Origin of the sequence: Acetobacter okinawensis, from assembly GCF_002153655.1 — a bacterium.
GTDB classification, from domain to species: domain Bacteria; phylum Pseudomonadota; class Alphaproteobacteria; order Acetobacterales; family Acetobacteraceae; genus Acetobacter; species Acetobacter okinawensis_A.
In genome coordinates this window covers 209,245-221,862 of record NZ_JOPJ01000009.1, presented here as the reverse complement: position 1 = coordinate 221,862, position 12,618 = coordinate 209,245, and the positions used below count along the sequence as shown (strand labels likewise).

Sequence of the window (12,618 nt, the reverse complement as noted above, 5' to 3'; positions counted from 1 at the left end):
ATTGCTCAAAATGAGCGTGAAACCATTAATGAGCGCATTAGAAGTGGCATAGACCATGCTCAGAAATATGGAACGAAAACAGGTCGTCCCATAGGCAGACCCAAAGCCAGTTCTGCAAAGGTGCAACATGCTCTTGACCTTTTAGCATCTGGAAAAAGCTACAGACATGCGTCTTCCATTGCTGGTGTGTCTTTAGCCACATTGGTCAGGCGTGTTCAGGCCATGCAACAGAATAACCAGTTCACACGCCAAACCAGTATTTTTGAGACACTGAAGCAGGAAGCCTCCTGACAGAAAGGTCTTGATTTTCTACGAAGGTCTTCTACAATTTCCTTCACGTCAGGATTATAAAAGTCTTTAATATCAGTATGTTATTTAGGAGACTGCGGGATTCTTGACTTTCGAGTCCCGCAGTTCGCACCACAGACACCTGAAATAGCACGATTTTTCGGCTGAATGAGGGGCAAAGACTGTCTTTGCTCCATCATCCTTCCCCACTGAGGGAAGATTTTATGCTCCGTGTCCGAGGCACTACCTACCACTTCCGCCGTATCGTTCCCTCTGCCCTGCGAACAGCCTTAAACCGGCGGGAAATCTGGATTTCCTTAAAAACTGGCTATCAAAATAAAGCCCGCAAACGGGCATCACTTCTCCATGCCAGAACCACTGAACTGTTCGCGCAGGCCCATTCTGTTCTGGCTCAACCGGACGCTTTAGGCAGGCTTGAAGGACTGCGGGTTTCACTGCGGGATTTGCAGAGCGTGAACCTGCCTTCATCTGCTCAGGAAACGGGGTCCTTGCCAGTTTCAGCACCGATGCCCAAACCCCGGACAGTAAAGAAAACGGCCAAAGCACCCAAAGCAGCCCCCTTGATGCTATGAAACGCTTCGTGCTGGATAATCACCATGCCAGTGCTGACACCAAGAAAGCTACACAACGGGCGGTAGAGCTATTTCTACAAGCTTTCGGAGATGCGCCTGTATCCATTATTGGTGGCGAAAAGGCTGGGGGCATTCCGTGACCTCTTGTTTTCTCTTCCTGCGTCACTGGGGAAGCGCAAAAGCAGCCTTACCCTTGAAGAAGAGGCTCAGAGAGCCAAAGAGGAAGGTTTACCAACCTTGAGTGGCAAGAGCGTCAAAAACCATATGATGCGCCCCTCGGCTCTCTGGAACCAGTTACACCAAAGGGAATTGGTCACACGCAACCCGTGGACGGGCTGGAATTTCGAGAACGGACAGAAGACTGTCAGAAGAAGCTGGACAGCTAAAGAATTAGCCCTCTTGGCCTCTGCGTCATGGCATAGCACGTCTGTGCCAGAACAGACCTTCAGGCTGGTTGCCCTCATTGCAGCCTATTCTGGCATGAGGCTGGGCGAAATCTGCACCCTGCGCAAGGAAGACCTCCAGACTGTCGATGGTATCCCCTGTTTCCTTATCCGGGCGCCACCAAAACCGGCTGGCACCCAAGACGGAAGCAGGCACCCGCATTGTGCCCGTCCATTCAAAACTGATTGAAGCAGGTGTGCTGGCCCTTAAGGATACCACTGACAGCCCTTATCTCATTCCGGGTCTGGAAACCTCAAAACAGGGTGTCAGGGGCGCAGCCCTTGGCAGAGCTTTCTCATTGCTCAAGACCCGCATTGGCCTGCCCGCTGAAATCACGTTTCATTCCTTCCGGCACACCGTATCGACCCGACTCAGAAACGCAGATGCCAGCATCCGGGAAGTATGGATTGACCGCCTACTTGGTCATGAAGCAACCCATAAGAGCCAAGGGACGACTACCTATCTGACCGGCATTTCAACAGCCAATCTGCAACAAACTATAGAGGCAATAAGCTACCCTGAAACAGCCTTTGCAAACATGACGATTTAAAAAGGAGCCAGCAGTGTCGAATGGCTACCCATTCGACATCTGGCAAGGGGGAGAAACCTCCCCCGTTGACCCCCTCCAACATAAAATATTCGGATATTTCTGATTTCTAAAATGCTTTGATTTAATGCACTACCTCAGTCGGTGCACTATTACTCGAGTTCTCATTTTGTTTGAGTAAGCTATCACTCAAACCTGCATTTTTCAGAGAAAATCGGACATTAACCTGCGCACGTCGCGAATTCAGTGCCAGTTTCTCAACAGATTCGACAGCCCGATCCATATCGTCAACGCCTGACATCTCGTTACGAAGTTCTCTCAGTATTTCATCATGAAAATAAGTCGACCAGTAGTATACATAACTTTCCCCAAACTTATCAAAACCCTCTTTTGATTGAGGTACCATTTCAATTATTGATTTACTGATAGACCCAGCCTGAAGCAAACTACTTTTATTGTCTAATGGCATACTTAGAATCTTCATTACCCCAGCAGCTAGGAAAATAATATTCTCATAAATATCAAAAGCTTTAAGTGCTTTCTCACTCAAATAAAGTCGCGGAAGTGTCTTATCAATTTCTCCAAACTTCTTCATCTTCTCATCAATATCAAATGGTTTAATTAAAGTCTCTATAAAATCTGTAATCCTCGAGTTTTCAGAACTCGCAAATATTTCATCTGTATTAAGAATTTTCAAATACTCAACAAGCATAGAAAGCTGTGAAAGCGTATTGCGTGCACGAAGCAATATTTCTGCGGCTTCTAATCGTTTTAACTGAACTACCGCGTCACGATCTTTACGAGCAGAAACGAGGAACGATCTGATGTGTTCTAATTCAGTTTCATTATCCCTGATACCGGCTTTAAAGGTCTCAAGTTTTTTTTCAAATTGATGCTCAATTGCTTTAGCAAAAAATTTTCCGATAGTGTCGCGCAGTAGATAAGCGACGCCGCTTATTATACCAGCCGAGGACACCACACCTAGTAGCCAATTCCAAAACGTAGAAATCATAAACCACTCTCAATAAAGCATGTTACGAAGTGTTGTTAGTCGAACGTATAGGATAAGATTATAACAATTATCGAGTGTGCGGTAATCCTCTTGACTGCCCCACGGATTTGCCCGCAGAGTGAACCCGCAGTCACCATACGAAGGATGATTTCGTCTGAAATTATCGTTCTGCTTCAATGGGTTGTCTGATTGATTGCGATCAAGGAGAGCGGGTTCGAGTCCCTCAGACTTGTGCGCTACAACCTTGAAAAGACGTCATAAAACCGGATGGTGATAGGTGAACGGGACTTTCCCGGTTGTCTTCCCAGTCTGGGAACTCACATGCTGCGTCTTATCGGCTCTCATTACCACTTCCGCCGTGTCGTTCCGGTCGTGCTGCAAGCCTGCCTTGGCAAAACGGAAATCTCCCTCTCCCTGCAAACCGAAAGCAAGTTTCTGGCCCGCCAGAGGGCTGCTGCCCTTTATGCCCGCACAGGCGAAGTTTTCCATAAAGCCCGAACCATGCAGGGACGGTTCTCAAGCAAGGAACTGACATCCCTCCTCACTTTCCAAAGCCCGGTAACGCTGGAACCTGAGGTTATGGCTCAGGAACCGAAGGCAACCTATGCCCCCAAACGGAAGACCCTCAAACCGAGGGAAAAACTGACCCGTAAGGTCGTCAGGAAGCCTCGTAGCACCAAGAAGAAACCGTCCGTTCTTATGCTGTCGGACGCTCTGGAGCAGTTTGTCTTGAGCAACCCCAACGCCAGCACCGATACCAGAGAAGCAACCAAAAAAACCGTGGCCCTCTATATCAGGGCTTTTGAGGATGCGCCTGTCAGTGACATCGGCGGCAGTCAGGCGGGAGCTTTTCGTGACCTGCTTCTTGCCCTGCCTGCGACACTGGGCAAGGGCAAAAGCAGCCTCACTCTGCAACAGGAGGCACAGAGAGCCAAGTCTGATGGTCTCCCGACCCTGAGCAATAAAAGCGTTAAAAACCATATGCTCCGTCTGTCCGCACTATGGAACCAACTGGTGCAAAGGGAACTGGTGGCAAAGAACCCTTGGTTTGGCTGGCATTTTGAGAGTGTCCCCAAGACCGTACGAAGAAGCTGGACACCACAGGAACTGGCACTTCTAGCTTCTGCTTCATGGCATAGCTCCTTAGGCTCAGGACTCATAGCTAGAACAAGACGGTTGCAGCGAGGCAGATTGCCGAGAAGAAGACGGTCGGGCATCTGTCATAGCGTGTTGCGACCCATCTCCAGTCTTTGAGCCTGCCGAACATGATCTCGATACGGTTGCGGTGTTTGTATTTCCGTTTGTCTTATTTGACCGGTCTTCCACGAGATTTTCGGCCAGGGATACAGGGGTTGATTCCTTTCTCCTCCAGGGCATCCCTGAACCAGTCAGCGTCATAGCCCTGGTCTGCCAGCATCCATTCGGCTGGTGGGAGACCGTCCAGAAGGGCAGCAGCACCGGTGTAATCACTGATCTGGCATGCTATCATGAAGAAGTCGAGCGGACGTCCGTTCCGGTCGGTGACAGCATGCAGCTTCGTATTCATCCTGCCTTTGGTCCGCCCGATCAAACGGCCCGAGCCCCCTTTTTTAAACGCAGGCTTGACGCCGTGCGATGGGCCTTGAGATAGGTCGCATCAATCATGATCGTCTGAGGCTCTGCCTTGCCGGTAGCCAGTCCCTCCATCATGCGAATGAATATCCCCATAGCACTCCAGCGCTTCCAGAGCGTCATGTGCGGACCGTATTCCCGGGGAGCATCACGCCAGCGCAGACCATTTCGGTTCACGAAAATGATCCCGCTCAACACACAACAGTCGTCAACGCGAGGTTTGCCATGGCTCTTCGGGAAAAAGGGCCGCAGACGATCCATCTGCTCGTCCGTCAGCCAATACAGGTCACTCATCTTCAGTCTCCTCACAGAGCCTGAGTCACATCCTTCCGTCCATATCAATAGCTCCTGAGCCTAGCCAATATCGTCTATAATATGCTTCGCTTAGTGTTCTTGGAGAAGAGTAATGCCCATGCTTGGCAAGCCAGCGAATGAGAACTCCTGCGCCTCATGTTTTACCGTTTTTACTGACTGGGTGTTTGGTGGCCCCACAAATGCGGCGTGCGCGTCATGCTGCTGGCAAGATTAACAATATCATCAACAATATTGGAGCCATGCTTTGCAAGCCGACCGGCTACACATTCCATTGCCGGAATTTTAACACCAAGATTGATAACCTTCAGTTCACCACTATCAAGATACTTTTTAATCATCACAATCGGTAAAAGCGCCAGACCTATTCTGTTACACAACATGTTAATAATTGTTGGCACGGAGTTCATGGCGCATATCCTGTGGTGCACTATGCCCTCACGCGCCAGCAAACTCCGTAAAATGACATGCGGTACCGTATTGCGTGAGAATGTCATGATCGGCATAGCAGGCAGGGTGTTAAGATTGGCACGCTCGTCCGTATCCAGTTGAATCTGGGAGGAGCAGACAAGCGCCATTTCAAAATAACATAAATGCATTTCCACCAGCATGGGGGAGTTAGTCGCACCTATGTATAATCCTATATCCAACATACCTTTGAGAATTTTTCTCTGGATTTCGTCAGACACGCTCACATCAAGGTCAACAGTAACATGCGGGTATTTGTCCGACAGGGAGCACATGAGCGATGGGAGCCATGTGTGCACCACTGTTTCTACAGCACCAATGCGGATAATGCCGCGCTCCTCGTTATGCCCTTTGATGGTTGCAATAGCCTCGTCTCGCAGTTCAAGAATACGCTCTGCATATTGGAGCAGCGTCATCCCCACTGGTGTCAGCGTAATACTTTTGCCTGTGCGGTAGAAGATTTTTGCGCCAAGCCCTGCTTCCATCTGTGCAATACGCACAGAAATGGCAGGCTGCGTCATGCGCAGGGCTTCCGCGGCCGCCTTGAAGCCCCCTAGCCTGTCAATCCAGATAACGGCTTCAAGACTCTTGAAATCCATAAAACATCCATTCCGGCAACATACCCACCATGCCAGGCAACAGCATGGGCACAACGGGAAAATACAATATTCTCCCGTGTATTGCGATGATTACTTGTCGTTGACGATGGTTTCAATCTCCTTCGCGCAGTGCAGGAGCGCCCAGTCTGCATCCGTTCGGCCCCACAGCATCAGACCAACAGGCTTGCCCGGCACAGGCAGAGGGATGGAAACGGACGGCATGTCCAGCAGATTGGCAATACGTGTATTGCGCAAAAGCAGGCTGTTGATGGCATGAAAATGCTCAGGCTCGGCCAGATCAGCCGCCAGAGGGGCCACAACAGGCACGGTCGCCAGCATAATGGCGTCCACCCCCTGCATAAGCTGCTGCATATGGGCAATCGCGCTCTTACGGAGTTGTTGCATGGCTAGGTAGCCTGTTGCCTTGGCGTGGTACCCCGAGCGGATACGGTCCCATATTGTGGGGTCCAGCAAAGCCTTGTCTGCATCAGACAAAGTGCCCAGTCTGGCTGCCAGTTCAATACTCGGGAACGTGCCGCGGGCATCAATCTGCGCCAGTTCATCCAGTACTGGAGCAATGTCTATACTCTGCAACAGCACGCCCTTTGCGCTCAGCCTGTTTTTGGCCCGCTGCAACGCCTGTACAACCGCATCCTCCGTACCATCAGTTATGCGGCCATCATACACAATGCCCAGTCGGTAAGGACCGCGTGCAGGCATAGCCGGAACACAACCGCCGGATAACACAGCAAACGCCTGCATACAGCCTTTTACCGTAGTCGTAATCGGCCCTACCGTATCCAGCGTCTCGGACAACGGGAATGTCCCTGCGGTTGGCACCATCCCCGACGATGGCTTGAACCCCACAACCCCACATAAGGCCGCTGGAATACGCAAGGACCCGCCCGTATCGCTTCCCAACCCGACATCTGCCAGCCCCAGTGCGACAGAAACCGCAGCTCCAGAGGACGAGCCACCCGGAATACACGCAGGATCGACCGGATTGGCTGGCGTGCCAAAGTAAAGATTATTCCCAATGCCGGAAAACGCCAGTTCGGACATGCTGGTACGCCCGATGATAATCCCGCCCGCCGCGCGTAGCCGCTGCACTGCCGGGGCATCTGCCAGTGCCTCGGTTGCATGGGTGGCCAACAGACGGGAGCCCGCGCTGGTTTTATGCCCCCTGATGTCAAACAGATCCTTAACCGAGACAACTACCCCATCCAGCGGCCCCAGACACAGACCAAGATGCCTGCGCCTGTCCGCCTCCCGGGCTTCGTGCAGGGCACTCGTCTCATACACCTCTGTAAAAACAAAGCGTGTTCTGGCATCTTCCTGCTGTAGTCTGGAAAGGATGCCACGCACCCGTGCCTCGCTTACGCCAGAAAGTGGGGCCTGTGGATGTGTCATATCGCTCTCGTCTGTTCTTCAGGCCACAACAGGCAGGCATGTCACAATATAGGTATGCGACAGGGTTTTTTCCTTTACGGGGTCAAATAGCTCAACCGTCAGCTTAGGCGTTGGCACAATGCCCCCAATGGCCACAGTTGTACCACAGAACATGACAGTCCCGTTTTCCAGCAGCCCCGATGCAGTCTGCCGGGGGGACTGCTGCATCAGCACCTCTGGGCGTAGCAGGGAGGAAAGCTGACCATTCTGGTAAAGAATACGCGTGTCACCATCATGGAGATACGAACGCAGGTACAGATCATCCCAGTAAGGCTGCACATCTTCGTACCGCCAGAACTGCTGGCCAACCACCTTGGGGCAAACCTGCTTGGACAGGGCCACGCTAAAGTTTTCGCAGGTTCTGTCCGTATGGTCAGACCCGATACCCACAAGCAGTCCGTCGCGGGTCGCAAGCAGAACCGGCTCCGCCTCCCCCGATGTATTGTCCCCCACAACAGCAATATTATGTGCTTGCGTCAGACGGTCCACAGAGACCTGATAGAACAGAGGCGTTGTAGAAGGAGGCGCCACACCCAGTAAGGCCAGTTCCTGAATATGGTGCTCCACATCCTCTTTATGCCGCCCGGCCCAGCCAGCAATAATAACGTCTGTCACGCCCGCATCATGCGTAATGTCAATGTGCATTATTATGTTTTTCCTGTGCGAAGTACTGTCCCGCCATTGCAAGCCCAAGAAATGTCACTCCGGTTGCGGCAATAGCGTAAAGAGCAATTGTGAATGAGGATGAAGTCGTGCGGTACAGCACGGTCATGATAAGGGGAGCAAAGGCCCCACCTCCAGCAAGACTTCCAAAAGTATAGGAAATTGAAGACCCACTATACCGGATTTCTGCTGGAAAACAGGCTGTTATAAATGCTCCCTGAACAGCATACATAGAGGCATGAACAATTAGGCCACCTGTTACAATCAGAATAATGGCAGCAGTATGCCCCGTGTTCATAATTGGAAAAAATAGGCAGATTACAGGCACGGACGCCACAAGTCCTGCCATATAAACAGCTCGAACCCCCACCTTGTCCGCCAAAACGCCAAAGCCCGCCGTAGCCGGAACACTCAATGCAGCCCCCACCAGCAGCGCGCTCAAAATGACCGAGCGCGACAACCCCAGAACCTGAGTGGCATACGTCAGGCTAAAAACAACAAGCAGCGCGTACAGCACATCCGGGCCAATTCGCGACATGGACGCAAACAAAAGGGATTTTGCATGATACCGGAACAGGTGTAGAACCGGAGAGGCTACTTTTTTCCCACTGTTCTGTAGTTTTTCAAACTCTGGTGTTTCTCCCACGCCATGGCGTATCCACAACCCAACCCCGGCCAGAATCCCGCTCAGAGCAAAAGGGAGACGCCACCCCCAAGACATGAACTGCTCACTGCTGACACAGGCCGCCACAATGGCGATCACGGCGGAAGAGGCAACCGTGCCCGCCCCTGGCCCCATTTGCGCCCATGAGGCATGCAGCCCACGCCGTTCCTGCTGGCCATGTTCTACGCCCAGCAGCACAGCACCAGCCCACTCCCCCCCAAGAGCAATACCCTGAAACAACCTGAGCATGACCAGAACAAGGGGGCTCGCCAGCCCTATGGCCCGGTAGGTCGGCAGCAGTGCAATAAGCCCCGTGCAGGCCCCCATAAGCACCAGTGTAAGCGTCAGAACCGTTCTGCGCCCCAGCCGGTCCCCCAATTGGCCAAATATTACGCCACCAAGCGGGCGGGACACATACCCGACAGCATAAGTGGAAAACGCCATAAGTGTGCCAACCATGGGAGATGTCTGGGGAAAAAACAGTTGCCCGAAAACCAGCGCCGCCATGGTGTTGTAAATCATGAAGTCATACCATTCCAGCGCGGTCCCTATCATGCTGGCAAATGCAACGTGCCTCATGGAATGTCGGGAGGTCCGGGGGTCAATAGCTTGTCTGGTCATGGCACTCCGCCGCATCGTGGTAAGGACCATGCCAGCAGGGCATGCTCCTTACGATAAGGCAATATGATCTGTTTAAAACTTCAGGGATGTTTTGACGTAATACATGCCACCATTAAACCCGTATGGAGAATTTCCGGCGTAAGTAAACGCATTTTGCAAGGCAGCTCTGGAAGCCGAGTTCGCCTTGGTCGGGTAATGGTTGCCCAGGTTATACGCGCCAACCGCAACATGCCACTTTTGCAGAATATCGTACCCAAGCTCCAGGTTGGTAATGTATGATGGCCCGGCATAGGTCCACTGGGATTGCTGGAGGGAGGGAGAGGCAACCCAGGTGTAGGATCCAAAACGCTGCTCCTGCACACGGATCGAATAGGGGCCTCTGTTCCACAGCACCGTCAGGTTTTCGATATTCCGTGGTGCGGAATGCAGGAGATACTCCTTGTTGGTCCGGTTAAAGGTTGTCAGGCCCATGCCCGCCAGAATAGACGGCGTGCTGTTGTAATGGCTGATTTGTGTATCCGCTATATTCACGGCAAACCGGAACTGGAATGTGCCCAGCCTGTCGGTTTTAAGTGTGTAGGCAGTTGCAATATCTCCACCATTGGTCGTGGTGTTTACCGGATTGCTGTAATACGAGGCATACAGAACACCCGGCAACCCGGCGCCGGAGAGCAGGCTTTCCACCTGACTGCCACCAAACTGCGATGTATTGAACAACCTGTCTGCAATGGAAATACGGTAAATATTTGCAGTCAGGGTCCAATTGGGCAGCAATGTTGCATCCACACCAAAGCTAAAGCTGCGGGACTGCTCCCCTTTAAGCTTGGTTGCACCAAGGGCTTTGGCCCAGGACGAATTAACGGGCAACTGCGCCGTACGGTAGGTGGGGTAGGTCGTTTCGGCAAAAAATGCCTGTTCGCCAAGTGTCGGAGCACGATAACCGGTGTTGGCATTAGCGCGAATGGCAAAATGATCACTAAAATTATAGCGCGTTCCAACCGACCCCGTAGGATGGGTACCCACATCGTCATAACTGACAACATGGCCGCCAAAGGTCCACTCCCAGCGTTTTGTGGCGTACATGTCCAGATTTATGGAGCCGTCATAAATACCACGATTGATGGTGCCGCCTGCTTCTTTGGGCACCCCGAACTTGTCAACCGCACCGGCGGAGGCCATCTGCCCTGCATTTGGGCCATCCAGAATTGGCACCCCACCATCCAGCACCGATGCCTCATCCCCCGCACCAACCTGGTACGTATCGTAACGATATTCAAACCCGTAAGACAAGCTGATCGGGCGTGGAAGGCTGGGGGAATGGAAAATCTTTGTCGCCTTCAGCCCGGTTGCCAGCTCTGTAGAAATAAAGAGGCTTGTGTTGAATGTTGTCGGGCTGGCAAGCCCCATAGTCGGGTTATCGGTATCTGTGATCTGGGTTTTCATGGAATCACGGCCATAATTTACGTACGCGTCCCACTGCATACCCAGCAGGTTACGGGCACGAATACCGTTATCCACCTGAAAGTCGTATTCTTCCGCCAAAGCCTGAGGCTGCATGCCATCGGGATAAAAAGAACGGATGACGTTATCATTGGAGTATGCGCGGTAGGTCTGCGCCTGCACCATATCCTTATGGGCAAATGTGGAGGTATTGTAGAGTTCAAGACCATGGCCAATAGGATAGGCCGCATTGGTGCTGACCGTTTCCAGCAAGGTGCGCGGAGAACCCGCTATACGCTGGACATCACGGTTGGCAGTCTGGTTCCGCGGGTCCCCGGCAAAATAAAGATTTCCCAGATAATCACCCGAACGGTTGGTAGAAAGCTGGTTCGCTATCTGTGCCGCAACATTCAGGTAGCCTCCATTACGGCCAAGGGCCATTCCGTAATCCGCACTTCCGTCAAACGACTGCCCATCCCCGACATAATATCCGCTATTCTGCAGGTTGATGGTGCCCCCTTTTGTGTTCCGTTTGAGAACAATATTCACCGCCCCCGCTTCGGCATCCTGACCGTACAGGGCACTCGCGCCTTCAGTAATAATTTCCACATGGTCAATCGCGCTCATGGGAATAAGGGAAAGGTCAGCCGGGTCTGTGCCATAGTTCGGTCCGGACTGGAAGTAATTGAAGTTCGCATCAACATGTCGGCGCTTGCCGTTAACGAGCATCAGCGTCTGGTCGGCTCCAAGGTTGCGCAACTGCATGGTCTTGTTCAGCCCGTTCCCACCAATCCCGCCAAATGGAGAGGACGTTACCGCGGGCGAAAGCTGGGCAATAGCGGCCAGAATATTGGTCTGTCCCGTTTCCTTCAACTGCTCCGCACTGTAACGAAAAACCTGTGCAGTGCTGTGCTCACGCGTGGAAGGAGACAGAACAGTGTTGGCAAGCCGTGTTCCCTGTACGGAAACATTTTCGTTGTCACGCGCAGTAACCTGTCGAATGGCCTTTGCCCGCTTGGCCGATGTGTAGTCTGAATCCTTCTTTTTTTGGTAAGTTTTTTTTGCAAGGCTTGGCGCATCCTGCACAGATGCAGCCTGCCCCTCCTGAGCACACAAACCGCAAGCAAGAATGAACACCCACACCAGAGGGGATAAAACATTGCTGTTTCGCAACGATAATGAAGAGGTACGAAGGTGCAACATTCCTGATCTACTCCCTATTCCATATCGCCAGGTTTTAAGATGATTCGCCCGAATCATTCATTCCGATATCGCATCTAAACAATCCACAGGTCGAAAATAAAGATTTATATTCTTATACGATTGGATAAATTTTATTTATGCAATCAGATCCTCATGCCCCGGCGACACCGTCGTATGAGAATTTCTGTTTTGAATTCAAGGTTATCGTTTTTCCCTCAATCCATTGAAAAAATACCATCAGAAAAAGAAGATAGGCTTTGATGCACGATAGAAATGACATGTCTGTACGTTTAACATCTTCCAAAATCTGAAATCATGCATACCGGCGGGTAAGTCCCGCTATCCTGCCCCCATACAATAAGGCCCAGTGGGGCAAAGGAGTTTCTCTGCTAGGCTCAGGACCTGTTAATTCATGGAATTGAACGGTGCTCCGTGATTCACAGTCTTACCGATGGAGGTGAGGCTGTGAGTGACGTGTTTCTGCTGGCTGAGAGGCAGAAGGAGCAGATTGCGCCATTTTTCCTTCTGGCGCACGAAGTGCCACGCGTGGATGACCGGCGTGTTCTGGCGGGATCGTTTATGTGATGGACAGAGACGCCCTGTCCACCCTCATCTGACTGCTGGACAGGTCAGTGATTTCACAGGCGCTAATCTGCTGGCGGACCTGCGAATGAAACAATGGAAGTCATCAGTGATCGGGGATA

11 protein-coding genes and 1 pseudogene are annotated in these 12,618 nt (G+C 51.8%); 5 read left to right on the top strand and 7 right to left on the bottom strand.

What is annotated here, in order from left to right:
• The 4 genes from HK26_RS13445 to HK26_RS06670 form a co-directional block, all read left to right on the top strand.
• Nucleotides 1-291 (top strand): recombinase family protein (locus tag HK26_RS13445; protein WP_180539388.1); only part of this gene is annotated, 291 nt, incomplete at its 5' end.
• A gap of 221 nt (nucleotides 292-512) precedes the next feature.
• Nucleotides 513-881: a DUF6538 domain-containing protein gene (locus HK26_RS13980; protein ID WP_307772207.1), complete on the top strand. Its 369-nt coding sequence runs from the start codon at nucleotides 513-515 to the stop codon at nucleotides 879-881.
• Complete coding sequence (locus tag HK26_RS13440; RefSeq protein ID WP_180539351.1) at nucleotides 878-1,021, top strand: hypothetical protein; 144 nt, start codon at nucleotides 878-880, stop codon at nucleotides 1,019-1,021. The genes HK26_RS13980 and HK26_RS13440 overlap by 4 nt, the downstream gene beginning before the upstream one ends.
• A gap of 392 nt (nucleotides 1,022-1,413) precedes the next feature.
• Nucleotides 1,414-1,875, top strand: coding sequence for a tyrosine-type recombinase/integrase (locus tag HK26_RS06670; protein WP_257640894.1), 462 nt, complete (start codon nucleotides 1,414-1,416; stop codon nucleotides 1,873-1,875).
• Between the two features lie 121 nt (nucleotides 1,876-1,996).
• On the opposite strand, the gene HK26_RS06665 is transcribed toward HK26_RS06670, so the two are convergent.
• The gene (locus HK26_RS06665) at nucleotides 1,997-2,884 is read right to left on the bottom strand and encodes a hypothetical protein (protein ID WP_086639050.1); all 888 of its coding nucleotides are present in this window, start codon (nucleotides 2,882-2,884) and stop codon (nucleotides 1,997-1,999) included.
• Nucleotides 2,885-3,205: 321 nt separating this feature from the next.
• Here HK26_RS06665 and HK26_RS06660 point away from each other — a divergent pair, with 321 nt between their 5' ends.
• Nucleotides 3,206-4,138, top strand: a complete 933-nt coding sequence (locus HK26_RS06660; RefSeq protein ID WP_257640893.1) for a DUF6538 domain-containing protein — start codon at nucleotides 3,206-3,208, stop codon at nucleotides 4,136-4,138.
• Here the strand turns inward: HK26_RS06660 and HK26_RS06655 are convergent.
• The 6 genes and pseudogenes from HK26_RS06655 to HK26_RS06630 all read right to left on the bottom strand — a co-directional run bounded on the left by HK26_RS06655 (nucleotide 4,047) and on the right by HK26_RS06630 (nucleotide 11,797).
• Nucleotides 4,047-4,789 (bottom strand): annotated as a pseudogene (locus HK26_RS06655) (IS5 family transposase). The gene HK26_RS06660 and the pseudogene HK26_RS06655 overlap by 92 nt on opposite strands.
• A gap of 170 nt (nucleotides 4,790-4,959) precedes the next feature.
• Entirely contained in the window at nucleotides 4,960-5,874 is a 915-nt protein-coding gene (locus HK26_RS06650; protein ID WP_086639049.1) for a LysR family transcriptional regulator, read from the bottom strand.
• Between the two features lie 90 nt (nucleotides 5,875-5,964).
• Nucleotides 5,965-7,284 carry an amidase family protein gene (locus HK26_RS06645; RefSeq protein WP_086639048.1) on the bottom strand — a complete coding sequence of 440 codons (1,320 nt, stop codon included), beginning with the start codon at nucleotides 7,282-7,284 and terminating at the stop codon, nucleotides 5,965-5,967.
• Between the two features lie 18 nt (nucleotides 7,285-7,302).
• Nucleotides 7,303-7,968, bottom strand: a complete 666-nt coding sequence (locus tag HK26_RS06640; protein WP_086639047.1) for a DUF2848 domain-containing protein — start codon at nucleotides 7,966-7,968, stop codon at nucleotides 7,303-7,305.
• Nucleotides 7,958-9,229 (bottom strand): MFS transporter, encoded by a 1,272-nt coding sequence (locus HK26_RS06635; RefSeq protein WP_219337080.1) that lies wholly within the window; start codon nucleotides 9,227-9,229, stop codon nucleotides 7,958-7,960. Before HK26_RS06635 ends, HK26_RS06640 begins: the two co-directional genes overlap by 11 nt.
• Before the next feature lie 114 nt (nucleotides 9,230-9,343).
• On the bottom strand, nucleotides 9,344-11,797 hold the full coding sequence (locus HK26_RS06630; RefSeq protein WP_257640892.1) for a TonB-dependent receptor plug domain-containing protein: 2,454 nt from the start codon (nucleotides 11,795-11,797) through the stop codon (nucleotides 9,344-9,346).
• Nucleotides 11,798-12,618 lie beyond the last annotated feature (821 nt).